Here is a 15,538-nt window from a genome sequence, read left to right on the forward strand (position 1 = left end):
GTGCATTCAATTCCCGGCCAACTCGTGAGGCCGAGAATTGACACTCCGGTGCTTTCCTCTCCGGTACCATTCCCCACGCATTCCGGGTTCCTTCGAGAGGCCCCGTGCCGTAAAGGCGCAAATTTGCCGCAGAACACTGACTCACGTTCCCGTATGAGACCTTGCTCTGGAGCACCAGGACAAAGGCAGGAGAAACCAAGGATGAATCGGCCCAATTTCCGAACTATGTTTTCGAGGAACGCGCGGAGTTCGTCCTCGCGGCTTTGGTGTACAGCCGGCACAGCGTTGCTGCTCGGCCTTGGGGCAATTTCAACGAGTGCTCAAAGCACCTCCGCGAATGATGAGGGCTACAGCAAAAAGATCAAGGAATACACGACCGAGCCGTTTTTCCTGACCAACCTGGTCGATCATCTTCCCGCTTCCGCCACCGTTCCCACGCCCGAGAAGGTTCTCGGTCACATCATCGGCGCTCCCGACGTACTCACCTACTCCAAGGACATCTACCGCTACTACGATGAACTGGCCAAGGCATCGCCGCGCGTCAAGGTCTTCAGAGTCGGACAAACTGAAGAGGGTCGCGACTTCGTGCTGGTCGCGATAAGCGACGAGGCAAACATCGCCCAGCTCGACCATCTCAAGGAAATCACCGCCAAACTCGCTGACCCGCGCAAGATATCTGAAGCCGACGCGCAGCAGCTCATCTCCACGGGCAAGCCGTTCTACTGGGCTTCCGGATCGATTCACTCACCCGAATCCGGCTCGCCAGAGATGCTGATGGAGCTGGCCTATCGTCTGGCCGTCGAAGACACGCCGATGATTCAGAACATCCGCAAGAATATGGTTTTTCTAATTTCTCCGATTGTGGAAGTGGACGGCCACGACCGCATGGTTGATTGGACCAACTACCGCAAGGCCTATCCCACCAGGCCGCAGCCCGACCTCGTCTATTGGGGACACTACGTTCAACACGACAACAATCGCGACTCGATTGGCATGGGTCTCAAGCTGTCGCAAGTAATGATGAAGAATTTTCTCGAGTGGCATCCGCAGGTGCTTCACGATCTGCACGAGTCCGAACCCTATTTGTACATCTCCACCGGCACCGGTCCCTACAACGCGTGGCTCGACCCTATCGTCGTAAGCGAGTGGCAAAAAATGGCGTATAACGAAATCGAACAACTGACCGAAAAGGGCGTCGTCGGTGTGTGGACACATGGCTTTTACGATGGCTGGGCCCCGAACTACATGTTCTACGTGGCGAACGGCCACAACTCCATCGGCCGCTTCTACGAGACCTTCGGCAACTTGTATCCCGAAACCACCGAGCGCACCTTGCGTCCATCTGAAACATCGCGCACCTGGTACCGTCCCAACCCGCCACTGCCCAAAGTGAATTGGTCGTTGCGCAATAACACCAACCTCGAGGAGAGCGGGTTGCTCCTGGGTCTGGATTATATGGCCCAGCATCCGCAGGAGTTTCTCAGCAATTTCTATCTCAAGAGCAAGCGCTCCGTTGCCAAGGCGAACACCGAAGGCCCTGCGGCCTGGGCGATTCTGAATGATGGAAAGCGTCCAGCGCTGTCCGCTCAACTCGCGGGTCTAATGCAGGCACAAGGCGTTGAAGTGCAAAGGCTCGATCAGGATTTTGATGTCAAATCGACACCCGCCCCAGAGAAAACCGTCGAAGCAGATTCCAAGTCAGAGGAAAAGCCCCAGACCGACAAACCCGAAAGCAGCAGCAACAAAGCGAAGGATGCGGACGCCAAAAAAACAGAAAACAAAATCATCAAGGTTCCCAAGGGCAGCTACATCATCCGCATGGATCAACCGTACAGCCGCATGGCGGACATGCTTCTCGATACACAGTATTATTCGACGGCTGATCCGCGCCCCTACGATGACACCGGATGGACACTCGGTCCTCTGCGCAACGTCAATACTTTGCGCATCACCGACGCAGCAATTTTGAAAGCGACCATGACCATGATCGACACTCCGGCGCGCAATCTCATCGGCGGCGTCTCCGAGCCGGCCGCCGTCAAGGGCAAATCGCCGGCAATCAAGTGCTACATCATTCAAGCCAACGCCGAACCGAACCTGGCAGCTCTGCGCTATCGCCTCAAAGACGCAAAGATCTTCGCCGCCGAAGAGCCATTCGATGCCGCCGATAGAAAATTCGCCGCTGGATCCTTCCTGATTCCCACCGACGGCAACTCCTCCAATCTTGAAGCGGATCTGCAAAAGGCCGCGAATGATCTCGGAATCCAGGTCGTGAGCGCAGCCGCAGAACCAACGGTCGCACGCCACGCGCTGACGGCGCCGCGCATCGCCCTGCTCCATACCTGGACGAGCACCCAAAATGAAGGCTGGTTTCGACTGGCTCTCGAAGCCACTGGGGTTCCTTACACGTACATCTCCGATACCGCGGTGCGCACCACGCCGAACCTGCGCGACAAATTCGATGTCATCCTCTTTCCGCCCACGTTTTCCGACTTGCGCGAACTGCTTGCGGGTATTCCGAAGCGCATCCTGCCCGACGGCACCGATGCCGGTCCTATTCCCTGGCAGAAATCCGAGGTCACACCAAACTGGGGAGGCATCGACGAGTCTCCCGACATACGCGGCGGGCTTGGCTTTGAGGGCGTAGCTCACTTAAAGCAATTCGTTGAAGATGGTGGACTGTTTGTCGCCGTCGGTTCCAGCACGCACCTGCCCGTCGATCTGGGCTTGACCGATTCGGTAACCATCACAGACACACACCAGTTGCAGGCACGCGGTTCCATCCTCCGCGCCAAGGTTGAGGACGCCAAAAGCCCGATCGCCTATGGCTATGACGAAACCGTCGGCGTTTACTTCAACCAGGCACCGGTCTTCAAAGTTTCGTTGACTGGAGAAGGCCGTCCGCAGGCAGAAGCTGCGCGTCCCAGCGGACGCGGTTCCACCACCGATCCCGACATCCCGCAGGGTCGCGATTGGAAAATTCCTGAGACCGAGCCGGAGCGGAGCCGCGCGGAACAGGAACTCTACGTGGACCCACAGAACCGCGTCTTCTTCAGCAGCGAACTTCCGCCGCCTTCTCTGTATCCGCGTGTAGTCCTGCGCTTTTCCGACGAAAAGAATTTATGGATCAGCGGCATGCTCGCCGGAGGCTCGGAGCTGGCTGGTGCTCCCGCGATTGTCGATGTGCCCTCAGGCCGCGGCCACATCGTGCTCTTCGCCAACAATCCCATGTGGCGCCAGGAGACGCAAGGTAGCTTCATGCTCGTCCTCAACGCCGCCCTCAATTTCGACCATCTGGATGCGGGCCGCAAAGCACCCCCCGCCCCCGCAGCCCATCCAGCAAAGACCACATTTTAACTGCCTGCTCATTGAGCGCATTGACCTGATGCCAACAACCAGGACTCAATTTCCCGAGAGCTGGACATGCCGAGGTCTCCACTCCCGACCAGAGACGAGTCCCACGCCGAGGAAGAGAGAACCAAGCACCAGGTGAAAGATGTGGTCTCCGGTGTGTAACATCAGGGGCCCGAGGTCCCATGCTCGGTTCATCGATGGATTTCCGAGCAGCAGGCCGAGGATCGCCAGTGCGAGGTAAAACACACCCGATCCAATGCAGAAGCGCTTTGCAATGGTCAACCCCAGGAAGCTTGCGCCCAACGCCAGAGCTCCCCAGATCATGTGCATGAGGTTGTGATATTTATCCGCGTGAACTCCGCCGACCATCACCATGATTCCTATCAGAACAAATATTCCGCCGAAAAACCGACATAGCATTTTTGCACTGTCAGTCGTGTTTCCACTATGCCGGTAGTTCTGAACAGTCGCGGCCAGGCCAGCGACATCGGTCACCACAAGCGCGACGATTAGAAGTATCGATCCGATCCATATCCCGGCGGCGAACTTGCCGACGGAACCGGGATGAGACAGACGAAGGATCGCCGCGGGAAGCCGAGCGAACCAGCCCGAGGTGACCAGCAGGCCTATCAGCGCGCCAATCAACGGCGTCCACCACCAGCGCGCTCCCAGAACAATGATCCCTGCTATAGCAATAAAGATCACGGGCCCCGGCGGGAACCTGGTATAGGCGGGATCGCCAGAGAGCCATTGCATCCAGATCGCTACTGCCGCGCCGACCAACCCGGCCACCGTCAACTTGGAAAGCATCGTAAGTTTCGTTTTCATCGCGCCCCCATTCCCTTGCCGATATGATCCAGCCGTTCGTGCCATTGGGACTGCAGCTTGTCGGCCTTGGTCCGTTGCTCGGGATTCAAAACCGACGCGTAGATCCTGGTTTTGAAATGCTCCTTTTCCACCAGGAGCTTTGACAGCGTTACGCCTTGCCGTGCGGCAATCTCCTGTACTTTGCTTTCATCGAGATTGCCATTCGCCGTGGCCTGATCCATTGCTTTGCTCTCCGCAGAGAACTCCTGAACCAGCGCGGATACGGCGGGACGCTCTGCCTGCCACATCGAACGAATCTGCTGCTTCTGTGCATTGCTCAGATCTAATTCGCGCGCCACATAACCCATAGCGCCAAAGCGGCTCCAATGGTGGCCATGCCATCCCCGCGCGTTCGCCAGGGCGACAGCCACGCCCGTCACTCCCAGCAATAACGCAACGCATGACCAGATTGCGATTCGCTTCATAACAACTCCCTTTCTGCTCGCAATTCCATTCGAGCACTTGCTCTCAGAGCATGCGATAAAGATTTGTTAAGCCGTATAAAGTTTCGCTAAGGCCCGTTGTGACTGGGCGGAGATGCGCTAAGGTCGAAATTCGGAGCTGCTGCCTATGGGAATGGCTCGGATGATCATCAGCGGCGATGACCGTTTCGGGTGCCTCTTCACATCCACGCTGGCCGATTTGCGCTAAGTCCTCCTGGCGTCAGTCCAGAATCACGCCGGGCTAGCTCAGCCAACGGCTTTGATCTAAACTCCCTCTATGGCAAATTGGACACCGTATACGGCAAACACTCGAGGAATAGCGGTGAGCGTTGAGCCAACTTACCTTGAGACGAGATCATCGCCGGACACCTCGGAGTATTTTTGGGCTTATCGAGTGATCATCGAGAATCAGGGACGGGAAACGGTGCACCTGCTGAGCCGGCACTGGATGATCACGAATGCTCGTGGCGAATTGACCGAGGTCAAAGGACCAGGTGTCGTCGGGGAGCAACCGGTCCTCAAGCCAGGAGAGAGCTTTGAATATTCGAGTGCCGCGCCTCTCAACACGCCGTCGGGGATGATGGGCGGGGCTTACCAGATGGAGAGTGAGAACGGCGAGCTTTTTGATATTGAGATACCGACATTCTCGCTCGATCGCCCGAATACCGGCGCATTTCTAAATTGAGAAATAGATATCGTGGGTTAAAGATCGAAGATGAGGGTTCGCGCTTCGCGCGCTTTAGCAGTAGTGCCGCTCCGAATCCAAATTCCCCTCAGCCCTCCACCGTCCGCTTCAACTGCCCGCACGCCGCATAAATATCCCGACCTCGCGGACGCCGCAGATATACCGGAACGCCCTCGGCACTCAACGCTCGCCGAAATGTTTCCACCGCACTCGGCTGCGGCGTCGAATACGCGATTCCCGGCCCCGGATTCCACGCAATCAGATTCACCTTCGCCGGCAGCCCCGTGCGCCGCACCAGCCGCGCCACTTCCGCCGCATGTTCCGGCTGATCCGTCACGCCGCCCAGCAACACATACTCAAACGTGATCCGCTCCCGCGAACGCAGCCGTACACCTTTAACAGCGTCCACCACCGCTTCGATTGGCCACTTGCGATTGATCGGCATCACCTCGCTTCGAATCTCGTCATTCGGCGCGTTCAGACTGATGGCAAGTTTCGGCCGAACCTCCGGCGGCTCTTCCGCAAATCGCTCAATCCCCGGCACAATTCCTGAAGTCGAAACCGTCATGCGCTGCGGACTCAGTCCGACTTCCTCCACCAGCAGCCGCACCGCACCCATGAAATTGTCGTAGTTCAAAAACGGTTCGCCCATCCCCATGAAAACCAGGTTCACGCGCTCCTTGCCCACTTCAACGCCGTGCCGGTCCAGCACAGCAACCACCTGCCCGGCAATCTCGCCCACCGCTAGATTCCGCTGCAATCCCAGCTTTGCCGTCAGGCAGAATTGGCAGTTCACCGCGCAGCCTACCTGGCTTGAAACGCAAATCGTCGCGCGGTTCCACCCCTTGCCGGACTCTGCCCCGGTAGTTTCGGAATTCTCCGAACCATCTCCCGCCTCGCCGCCATCCCCCTCCGGCATCCATACCGTTTCCACCGTCAGTCCATCCACGCCCTGCCCCTGCACCAGGTAGCGCTCCGTCCCATCCGCCGAGGTAAAAGCCTGGACAATCCTCGGCCGTCCCACCTGCCAGCCTTCATGATCAAGTTTTTGCCGCAAGGGCTTTGAAAGGGTCGTAATCCCCTCAACATCAACAATCCTTTGGCGATAGATCGCTTCCGCCAGCTGGAGCCCGCGCCACTTTGGCTCCCCCAGGCTCACCATCCACTCCGCCAACTCGGCCGTATTCATGCCAAATAAACTTCGCAGGCTTCCACCGAGCCTGTTCTTGGCGTCTAATGGGATTAGTTGTGAGTTCGTGGTCACGGCTGCGCCCAGCATAGAGCATTTCTACATCCCTTGCAGCCTTCCGCGATCCTCCCGGTAAAGTGCTAATTTTTGTGTTCGAACGCGGACGGCGGACGGAAGGCCGTTTGCACCCTCTTCCCCTACAATCGAAGTCGATCGAGTGACCATGACAAATCAGCGTAACCTCCGCCGTACGGTATTGCCGAATGGACTAATTGTCCTGACCGAGCGCATGGAGCACCTCCGCTCCGTGGCAATGGGTGTCTGGATCAAATCCGGTTCTCGCTGCGAATCCGCCGAGATCAACGGCATCTCCCACTTCGTGGAACACATGGTCTTCAAAGGAACCCGTTCCCGTTCCGCTCTGAACATCGCCCGCGAAATGGACTCCATCGGCGGCAACCTCGACGCCTTCACTGGAAAAGAAACCATCTGCTTCAACGTCAAATCTCTCGCCGAGCATGTGCCCATCGCCCTGGACGTTCTCGCCGACTTGGTTCTCAATCCCGTCTTCGCCTCCACTGAAATCGAGCGCGAACGCGGCGTCATCCTCGAAGAAATCAAGATCGACGAAGACAATCCCGACGTCCTCGTTCACGAACTCTTCACGCAGAATTTCTGGAAAGATCATCCTCTCGGCAAACCAATCCTTGGCACCACCAAGACCGTCGGCCGCCTCGATCAACAAAAACTCATCGACTACCACATCGGAAGCTTCCGCGGCGGCAACATGGTCTTCTCCGCTGCCGGCGACCTGGAGCACGACCAGTTCGTCCAGGCCGTTACCGATAAGTTCGCCCCTCTGCCGGCCGGCGAAGCCGCGCACGAGATGCGGGCGCCCCTGGCTACCGCGCGCATCCTGCTTCAGAACAAGAAATCCCTTGAACAGGTCCAACTCTGCCTGGGTGTGCCCGCACCACCCATTACCGACGACAATCGATACGCCACGCTGATCCTCAACACCGTACTCGGCAGCGGCATGAGTTCCCGCCTCTTCCAGACCATCCGTGAAGAGCGCGGATTGGCCTACGCCATCTACTCTGACTTGAGCCCCTATAGCGACACCGGTTCTCTCTGCGTCTACGCCGGCACATCCGCCGGCAAGGCTCTCGAAGTCATCGACCTTGTCCTCGCCGAGTTCCGCAACCTCAAAGAAGTTCCCTTGACGGAGGAAGAACTCACCCGCGCCAAGGATCAGCTCAAGGGCAACATCCTCATGGGCCTCGAAAGCTCCAACTCGCGCATGGCCAACCTCGCGCGCCAGGAGATGTACTTCCACCAGTTCTTCACTGCTGATGAAGTGATCGTCCGCATCGAAGCCGTCACCGCCGAACAAATTCAGGCCATGGCCCAGCGTCTCTTCGTCTCTGACCGCATCGCAGTAACGCTTCTAGGCCGCCTGACCGGCATCAAGCTCAACCGCGACCGCCTGGTGTGTTGAAGACTGTGAACAGTGGCCAGTGAACAGTGATCAGTTTTGATTCATCGATAATGCGATCATTCGCGCTTCGCATTTCGAACCTCTACTAAGATGCAAACTGACGCCAAGTTAAGCACTGCCGCCGACCATTGTTCACTGCTCACTGTTCACTGTTTTTGAGCGTTCCATTTCCCTTCCGCGTCTGTAAGTTGTAGGATTTTCTCGTGGGTGGCAGTGCGTCTCGCTGCTCCCAGAGGGCATGGGGTTCACATGACTTGTACGTATTGGATCTTCGCTACACCGCGCCGTGAGCGCAGCCGCGCAACTTCCTCCGGCTTCACGTTGATGGAACTGCTCATCGTCATCTCCATCATCGTCATCCTGATGCTCATCGCCATTCCCACCGCAAACACCATCCGGAAACACACCGACGAAGTCTCCGCGCAAAAATCCCTCCAAACCATCGAGCAGGCGCAATCGATGTACGCCACCAACTACCCCGTCAACGGCTTTGCCTGCACTCTGCAGGCGCTCGCCGGAGAATCCACCGCCGGGCCGCCCAGCCCCACCTCCGCGCAGCTCATCAGCGGCCAGCTCACCACCGGCATCAAGGACGGCTACATCTTCAGCATCACCAATTGCACCAAGGTGACCGTCAACAATACCGACCGCGTCACGGGCTACGTCCTCACCGCCGTTCCCGCTACCCCCGGCAAAACCGGCGATCGCGGCTTCTGCGTCGAATCAGGCGGCCCCATCAAGATGGATCCCGCCGGAGGCAGCAACTGCACCCAGATGGTGCAATGACCCAGATCAGCAGCCTGCCAATCCCTGGTCAAGAAGTTGGGTGCCCCATCCAAGCCGCGCCTTTTGCGGCTTGGGTGGGAAAGTACCGACTCATCAAGCTTCTGTCTCTCGCCTTCTCTCTTCTGATCCTCCTACCGACCGAAGCCCAACAACCCACCGCCCGCGACCTCGCCCAGCGCGTCGATCGCCACTACAACCAGCTCCACTCCCTCAAAGCCCTATTCACAGAGGACTACGCAGGCCTGGGCCGCACCCGCTCCGAGAGCGGAACCCTCCTGCTCCTCAAGCCCGGCCGCATGCGCTGGGACTACTCCCACCCCTCCGGCAAGCTCTTTCTACTCGATGGCAAGTTCGCCTGGTTCTACACCAACGGCGACTCGCAAGTGCAGCGCATGGCTGCCAAACAGCTTGACGATTTCCGTTCACCCCTGCGCTTTCTTCTCGGCCACACCCAGCTTGAAAAGGAAATCGACCATCTCACCGCGGCACCCGCCGCCAACGGAGCCTTCACCCTCGTCGGCATCCCCCACGGTCAGGAACAACGCGTCCAGCGTCTCACCCTCACCGTCACCGCCGAAGGCGTCATCACCGCCATCGACATCCAGGAAACCGACGGCGCCGACACCCGCTTCACCTTCACCAACGAACAGCCCAACGCCCCCATCTCTCCGGCAACCTTCCACTTCACCCCGCCCCCCGGAGTCCCCGTAGTCGACGCCCTCGCCCCCGTGTAGCATTCGATCTCGACGACCCGCTCCAACCGCGCGCAGCGTGAATCGAAGCAACGGCGCGGCCCGATGGCACGCCGTGATCTTGGGGTGAATTCGCCTGTTTAGGTCGTGACTGGTGTTCCGCCGGAGAAGGCAAGGGTGACAACCGTGATGTCGTCGTCCTGCCCGAAAGCACACGCTGCTTGCAGGATTTGCTCTGCGCTTTTGCGGCTCCAGGTCTCTGTGCGTGCGAAGCCGAACAGTTCTCCGGTGGCGGAGCGAGCCTCAACTACGCCGTCAGTGAGAAGTGTAATTTGGGCGCCGGGTTCCAATTTGAATTTTGCTTCCTCATAGGTAGATTGAGCCAAGAGCCCTAGTGGAAAGCCGTTTTCGATTAAGAGTTCCTCGCCATTGCAATACGGCGCAATATGCCCGGCATTGGCCATTGTCAAAGTACCGTCAGGATCGACCCGCAAAACCAGGCAGGTCGTGAATCCACCCTTGCTCCGAACGAGCATCCTCCGGTTCATCGCAGCCAGAATCTCGCATGGGTTCGCGGTGTAATGCGCCAGGGTGCGGAATGTGCCGACCAGGAGCGATACCGTCATCGCGGCTGCCATGCCCTTGCCGCTCACGTCACCTATCACGATGAGAGCCGCACCACCCGTCACCGGCAGAATCTGGAAGAAGTCTCCGCCGACCTGGCCAGCGGGTCGATACGCGGTTTCGATCTTGAATCCTGGCAGACTCGGAATCTCGTCCGGGATCAGCACCTGCTGGACGGCTCGGGCCGCTTCCAGTTCAGTCTCCGCGCGAAGCTGGCGGGCCCCCTCCATGTTGATGTGCTTGGTCGTTACGAATGCACTGGCCAGAAGGGTGGCGAAGATAGAGAAAGCGTCGAAGCGATAGGCCGCGGCTATGGTGGAAGATGGCAGATCGGCGCCGTTCCGGTGAAGTATTGCGATTCCATAAAGAATAAAGACGATCGGAACGACGAACAGCAATCGTTGAAAGGCAGGACGGTGGCGCAGCAACAGAACCACCGGACCACAGAGGCCAAACAACAAAGCGAAGAGCAAAACGAGCGACCGCGACATGCCCCCGCCGAGGATTATGTCCACCAGGAAGCCCATGGAAGCCATGCGAAGGAATCGCGCTGCCAAAAGATACCTGAGACGGCTGATGGGCAAATCCCGGAGATGGCTGCCGAACCAATCAACGCCCATTCTTCGGAAAAGTAGCCATGCCAACAGCATGACAATGGCAGCGCCCGAGGCCATCCCAAGAAGCGATCGTTCTATGGACATCAGCGGTCCCTCGCGCAATTTCCACGCAGCAGCCTACCCTAGGGTACCGTCTGAAAACCCTGTTGGTCAGAAATTCTAACTGGATCGGTCAGTTGACCCAAAAGCCGACCCGCCGGCGCAAGTGGGTGGCCATCTTCACCTTCACCAACGAACAGCTCAACGCCCCCATCCCTCCGGCCACCTTCCACTTCATCCCGCCCGCCGGAGTCTCCGTGGTAGATGGATCCCGTGTAACTCGGAGTTTGATTGGACAGCCGATGCCTTAGCGCCATGCTCCTAAAATCGCGCCCATTGCAGTCAGCGCGACTGTAAGATAGCCGCCGTTGATGAGCACGTACTTGAGCGATCTTCGCTCGAAGAGCGCAACGATGCCGATTCCCATCGCCACCCAACCGAAACCCGCCAGAAATCCGGCGGTCGCTCCCCACACCAGGTTGGTCTTTGGGTCATTCAGAAACATCGCGAGATTCACTGCCATCACAAGGCTCAGTACGAAAGCCACAACGAATACCCTGGGGCCTGCTCCTTGTGCATCGGATCCAAATCCATTCACGTTCTTCCATGCTCCGCCAAGCAGTGCCGGCGAATACCAGGCTCCCCCGATAAGAAACGCGGAGAGTGCAGCCACAAGAATTGCCCAGAAATTCAACGTATGAAAATCCATGATTGACCTCCTAGTTCGTCTTCGCTTTCGAGTTTCCCATCACCTTCTTCCAATCCACCGGACCATCTACAAAGCGCTTGTGCAGCGACGCCAGCAACTGCGCATTCCCGGCAGCCAGGTATTCATAGGCGCGCGTCCATTCGTCGCCACTCTGCCAGCCTGTCTGCGTCAGGCGCACCACCGTCGATTTCCCACGAGCCTCGAACTGAAAGACAGCATGCGTGCGCGCTGCTCTCACTTGCGGAAACTTATCGGGCGCCAACGCGGCAATCACCATTTCCTTCTCCGGAACGAAACTCACAATCGTTCCGCCCCCCGTGCTGCCTCCAGGAAAATGCACCAGCCAGTCCCCACCAGGCCGCAGATCGACCGTCGCATTCGGAAATAGCCAGGTGCTCAAACCCTCGCTTGTGGAGAAGGCCTTCCACACCTCAGGGACCGGTGCCGGCACCTCAACCTCAATCACTAGTTGGTGGGGAGGCTCAGCGACTAGGTTCGCGGAAGCACTTTGCCCCGCCACACACACGGCGGGAACAAGACAAAGCAACATTCCGGCAAAGAGAATCTTCTGTTTTTCCATAGTAGTTAGTTGATCATTCAAGTAAGATATAGGCAAGCAATATTCTCTCTGTCAAGAAGAATCGATGCCTGCCTCCAAAAATTCGACTTCGACCCGCGACCGCCTCATCGATTCGGCCCGCTTTCTCTTCTGGGAACGCGGTTTTGCCGGTACCAGCATGGCCGAACTGCTCGCCCACGCCGAGGTCAACTCCGGCAGTTTCTATCACTTCTTCGACAGCAAGGAAGCGTTGCTTCGCGCCGTACTTGAGCAATATTGCGAACTCCTTCGCCCCATGGTCGTCGATCCCGCCTTCGCCTCCGCGCCGAAACCCCTCGAACGCGTCTTTGCCATTCTTGCCGGCTATCGCCAGCGCATCCTCGCCACTGGCTGCCAATACGGCTGCCCGCTCGGACGCCTCGCCCTCGAGATCGACCCCGAAAATGCCCCTGCCCACAACCTGATTGCCCGCAACTTCCAGGGATGGATCGAAGCCGTTGGCGAATGCCTCATCGAAATGAAATCTTCCATGCCGCGCGGCACCGATCTCGATGCGCTCGCGACCTTCGTGCTCGTGACCATGGAGGGCGGCGTGATGCTCTCGCGTTCCTACCGCTCCGTAGAGCCGTTTGATCGCGCCGTCGCCCAACTGCGCGAGCATTTCCGTCTACTGCTAGCCTTCGGAAAAACAAAGACGCGCTGACTCGCAACGCGCGATACGGTCGATTGCTCGCCTCAAGGGCTTCTAGTCCCTGGTCCCTTGCTTTATTCGTACCGCAGCGCTTCGATCGGATCCAGGTTCGCCGCGCGTATCGCCGGAATCATCCCGCTCACCAGCCCCGTCACGATCAGGATCGAGGTCGCCACGATCACCGAAGTCGGCGAAATCAGAAGCTGAATGTCCGCGTCCTGCGCGTGCAGCGCCAGTTCGCTATAAAACGGAATCCGCCCTACCAACAGTGAAACAAGATAGGCCAGCGCAATGCCCGCCCCGCCGCCGACGCCCGTAATCACCATTGCCTCAGACAGGAATTGTGTGAGAATGTGGCGTCTCTGTGCGCCCAGGGCTTTTTCCACGCCGATCTCGCGCGTTCGTTGCTGCACCGCCACCAGCATGATGTTCATCAGACCGATGCCCGCGATGCCCAGCGTGAGCGCACCCACCAGCGAAAGCAGCACCTGCAGCGCCAATGACAGAATGCTGAACTGGTGCAGTTCTGTCATCAGATTAGCGACATAGATGGCGTTATGATCCGAAGGTCTGAAGTGGTGCGCCGCGCCCAGCACATTCCGCATGTTCTGCTCGGTGAGCATGTAATTTCCCTGGTAGTTGTACCAGATTCCGCCCAGGTATTTCGTATCGGTCAGATCGCTCATCGTGCTGAACGGCACATAGATCTGTCGATTCCGATCGCTGTCCGCTCCCTCCTGCATCTTCGGGTTGAGCACACCGATAATCGTGAACACAACGCCATTCAAGCGAATCGTCTGCCCCACCGCCCATCCGCCCGAAAACAGTTTCGTCTTCGATTCCGACCCGATCACGCACACGTGTGCACGCTGCTGCTGCTCCTGTCCGTTGAAAAACCGCCCCGAATCGGTTTCCAGTTTCCAGATGTCCTGAAACACCGGCATCACGCCGTTCACCGTCCACGTGTAGGAGTGCAGATCGTTCTGCACGGTCACGTCCTTGTACACCGCCGGTGAAATGTGATTGATTCCCGGTACGCTTGCAATAATGCGGTCCACATCATCCTGCGTGAACTGCACCTTCACGCCCGATTTCTCGCCGCCCGCCTGCTCGCTCGTCCGCCCCGGAAAGACGCCGATAATGTTCGTGCCCCACTGCGCAAAAATCGCCTCGATCGCCCGGCTGAATCCCGCTCCATAGGCCAGCAGCAACACCACCGTCGCAATCCCCCACGCCATCCCGATCATCGTGATGGCCGTGCGCCGGCGGTTATAAACCATCGCCTCCCAAGCCTGCCCCAGTATGTCTCTCAGCATCCTCTTCTCCGTGTCGCGAACCATCACCGGGCGGAGTTAGCAAGGTTAGCGGAGCTAGCGGTGTTAGTAAAAGCCAATTCCGTACCCGGATTTAACTCCGCTAACACGCGCGAAGCGCGGCTAGCACCGCTAACTCCGCTGTCTCTTCAGTCTTTCCGCAACGCCTCTACCGGATCCATCTGCGCCGCTTTGCTTGCCGGATATAATCCCGCGGCAATCCCACTCAAAATCAAAGTCCCCATCGCCAGCGCCGCCGACCACGGCACCAGCCTCGGCGGATCCCAACCCGGCATCTTGCCCGTCAGCAACGCCTGCAGCAGACCCATCAGCCCTGCCGACGCCGCAATGCCGATCGCTCCGCTTACCGCCGTCAGTAGCAATCCTTCCCAGAAGAACTGCTCCATAATACTTCTCTTGGTTGCGCCCAGAGCCTTACGCAAACCGATCTCGCTGGTCCGCTCCGACACCGATACCAGCATGATGTTGATAATCCCCACCGCCCCAAGCCCCAGCGTCACAATCCCCACACCGCCCAGAAAAATATCCATCGCGTTAAAAATCGCGCCCACCATCCTCATCTCCTTGATGGTGTCCCACTCCTGAAACGCGTCCTTCATCGAAGGATCGAACCCATGCCGTTCGGCAATCACGCGATGTACCGCCGCAACCGCCGCGGTCGCATCTCCAGGCCTCGTCGGCTGGTACTGGATCGATGTCAGCGCATCCTGCGCGATGTTGTCGCCCTTCAGCGGATACAGTTCCTGCATCGTCGTCACAGGAATATACAGTTTCTGGTCGTCGTAGTCGTTATTGCCACGGCTGATCTTGTCCACAGCTCCCACGATCCTGAAGTCCGTTCCATTGATGGTGATCGTCTCGCCCACCATCGGTCGTCCCGGAAACAAGAGTCGCGCTGCCTTCGCGCCAAGCACCGCCACCCGCCGGCGATCGCTCACGTCCAGGTCGTTGAGGAATCGTCCCTGCGCCATCGGAATGTAACGAACCTGTGTGTAGTTGGGCCACACGCCAATCACATGGCTCGACGTATTGCTGAACTGGCTCACCTCGTAAAGATCTGAGCGCGACAGCTCCACGGTCGCAGCGCGCAATTCCGGCAACTGCTTCACCGCTTGAGCATCCGCCATCGTCAGTTGGTAAGGACGCATCCCCGTGTGCTGGTTGGCGACAGCGGGGATGGTCCCGTTCCACATCATCACCAGGTCGTTGCCCATCTTCTCCAGGTTGCGATGCTGCCCCGAGCGAAATCCCTCGCCCAGACCCACAAGCACCAGCAGCGAGCCCACGCCCCACGCGATCCCGAACATAGTCAGAAAGCTGCGCAGCTTGTTCGCTGCGATGGCCCGGAATACCTCGCTCAGCGTGTCGGTAAACCTTTGCATAGTCCTTCGACGCTGCCATCCCTGGATTGGCTCGCTGATGCAGAGCCGTAATTTCAGCGTCTGTGACAA

General features: G+C 58.2%; 15 protein-coding genes. 7 read left to right on the forward strand and 8 right to left on the reverse strand.

The window, feature by feature from the left end; genetic code table 11:
* Positions 1-201 precede the first annotated feature (201 nt).
* A complete protein-coding gene (locus VK574_RS10045; RefSeq protein WP_472799707.1) occupies positions 202-3,357 on the forward strand; it encodes a M14 family zinc carboxypeptidase in 3,156 nt (1,051 codons plus the stop codon).
* Positions 3,358-3,402: 45 nt separating this feature from the next.
* Here the strand turns inward: VK574_RS10045 and VK574_RS10050 are convergent, their stop codons facing one another.
* Positions 3,403-4,182, reverse strand: a complete 780-nt coding sequence (locus tag VK574_RS10050) for a DUF4383 domain-containing protein (protein WP_472799708.1) — start codon at positions 4,180-4,182, stop codon at positions 3,403-3,405.
* Entirely contained in the window at positions 4,179-4,646 is a 468-nt protein-coding gene (locus tag VK574_RS10055) for a Spy/CpxP family protein refolding chaperone (protein WP_472799709.1), read from the reverse strand. Before VK574_RS10055 ends, VK574_RS10050 begins: the two co-directional genes overlap by 4 nt.
* 295 nt (positions 4,647-4,941) lie before the next feature.
* Here VK574_RS10055 and apaG point away from each other — a divergent pair, with 295 nt between their 5' ends.
* Positions 4,942-5,349: a Co2+/Mg2+ efflux protein ApaG gene (gene apaG / locus VK574_RS10060; RefSeq protein ID WP_472799710.1), complete on the forward strand. Its 408-nt coding sequence runs from the start codon at positions 4,942-4,944 to the stop codon at positions 5,347-5,349.
* Positions 5,350-5,437: 88 nt separating this feature from the next.
* Here the strand turns inward: apaG and rlmN are convergent, their stop codons facing one another.
* Entirely contained in the window at positions 5,438-6,538 is a 1,101-nt protein-coding gene (gene rlmN, locus VK574_RS10065) for a dual-specificity RNA methyltransferase RlmN (RefSeq protein ID WP_472799711.1), read from the reverse strand.
* A gap of 223 nt (positions 6,539-6,761) precedes the next feature.
* Between rlmN and VK574_RS10070 the strand changes: the two genes are divergently transcribed.
* From VK574_RS10070 to VK574_RS10080, 3 genes are all read left to right on the forward strand, one after another.
* Complete coding sequence (locus VK574_RS10070; RefSeq protein ID WP_472799712.1) at positions 6,762-8,036, forward strand: M16 family metallopeptidase; 1,275 nt, start codon at positions 6,762-6,764, stop codon at positions 8,034-8,036.
* Between the two features lie 249 nt (positions 8,037-8,285).
* Positions 8,286-8,822 (forward strand): prepilin-type N-terminal cleavage/methylation domain-containing protein, encoded by a 537-nt coding sequence (locus tag VK574_RS10075; protein WP_472799713.1) that lies wholly within the window; start codon positions 8,286-8,288, stop codon positions 8,820-8,822.
* Positions 8,823-8,896: 74 nt separating this feature from the next.
* On the forward strand, positions 8,897-9,556 hold the full coding sequence (locus VK574_RS10080) for a LolA family protein (RefSeq protein WP_472799714.1): 660 nt from the start codon (positions 8,897-8,899) through the stop codon (positions 9,554-9,556).
* 98 nt (positions 9,557-9,654) lie between these two features.
* Here VK574_RS10080 and VK574_RS10085 read toward each other — a convergent pair whose 3' ends face one another.
* Entirely contained in the window at positions 9,655-10,839 is a 1,185-nt protein-coding gene (locus VK574_RS10085; RefSeq protein WP_472799715.1) for a PP2C family protein-serine/threonine phosphatase, read from the reverse strand.
* Between the two features lie 62 nt (positions 10,840-10,901).
* Here VK574_RS10085 and VK574_RS10090 point away from each other — a divergent pair, with 62 nt between their 5' ends.
* The gene (locus VK574_RS10090; protein ID WP_472799716.1) at positions 10,902-11,105 is read left to right on the forward strand and encodes a LolA family protein; all 204 of its coding nucleotides are present in this window, start codon (positions 10,902-10,904) and stop codon (positions 11,103-11,105) included.
* On the opposite strand, the gene VK574_RS10095 is transcribed toward VK574_RS10090, so the two are convergent.
* Complete coding sequence (locus VK574_RS10095; protein WP_472799717.1) at positions 11,102-11,503, reverse strand: DUF1761 domain-containing protein; 402 nt, start codon at positions 11,501-11,503, stop codon at positions 11,102-11,104. The two genes, VK574_RS10090 and VK574_RS10095, sit on opposite strands and share 4 nt — an antisense overlap.
* Positions 11,504-11,513: 10 nt before the next feature.
* Positions 11,514-11,954: an SRPBCC family protein gene (locus VK574_RS10100; RefSeq protein ID WP_472799718.1), complete on the reverse strand. Its 441-nt coding sequence runs from the start codon at positions 11,952-11,954 to the stop codon at positions 11,514-11,516.
* Positions 11,955-12,147: 193 nt separating this feature from the next.
* On the opposite strand from VK574_RS10100, the gene VK574_RS10105 reads away from it, so the two are divergent.
* Entirely contained in the window at positions 12,148-12,765 is a 618-nt protein-coding gene (locus tag VK574_RS10105) for a TetR/AcrR family transcriptional regulator (protein ID WP_472799719.1), read from the forward strand.
* 62 nt (positions 12,766-12,827) lie between these two features.
* Here the strand turns inward: VK574_RS10105 and VK574_RS10110 are convergent, their stop codons facing one another.
* Both VK574_RS10110 and VK574_RS10115 read right to left on the reverse strand, forming a co-directional pair.
* Positions 12,828-14,069 carry an ABC transporter permease gene (locus VK574_RS10110; RefSeq protein WP_472799720.1) on the reverse strand — a complete coding sequence of 414 codons (1,242 nt, stop codon included), beginning with the start codon at positions 14,067-14,069 and terminating at the stop codon, positions 12,828-12,830.
* A gap of 146 nt (positions 14,070-14,215) precedes the next feature.
* Entirely contained in the window at positions 14,216-15,469 is a 1,254-nt protein-coding gene (locus tag VK574_RS10115) for an ABC transporter permease (RefSeq protein WP_472799721.1), read from the reverse strand.
* Positions 15,470-15,538 lie beyond the last annotated feature (69 nt).

Source organism: Occallatibacter sp., from assembly GCF_035317045.1.
In the GTDB taxonomy this organism is placed as follows: domain Bacteria; phylum Acidobacteriota; class Terriglobia; order Terriglobales; family Acidobacteriaceae; genus Telmatobacter.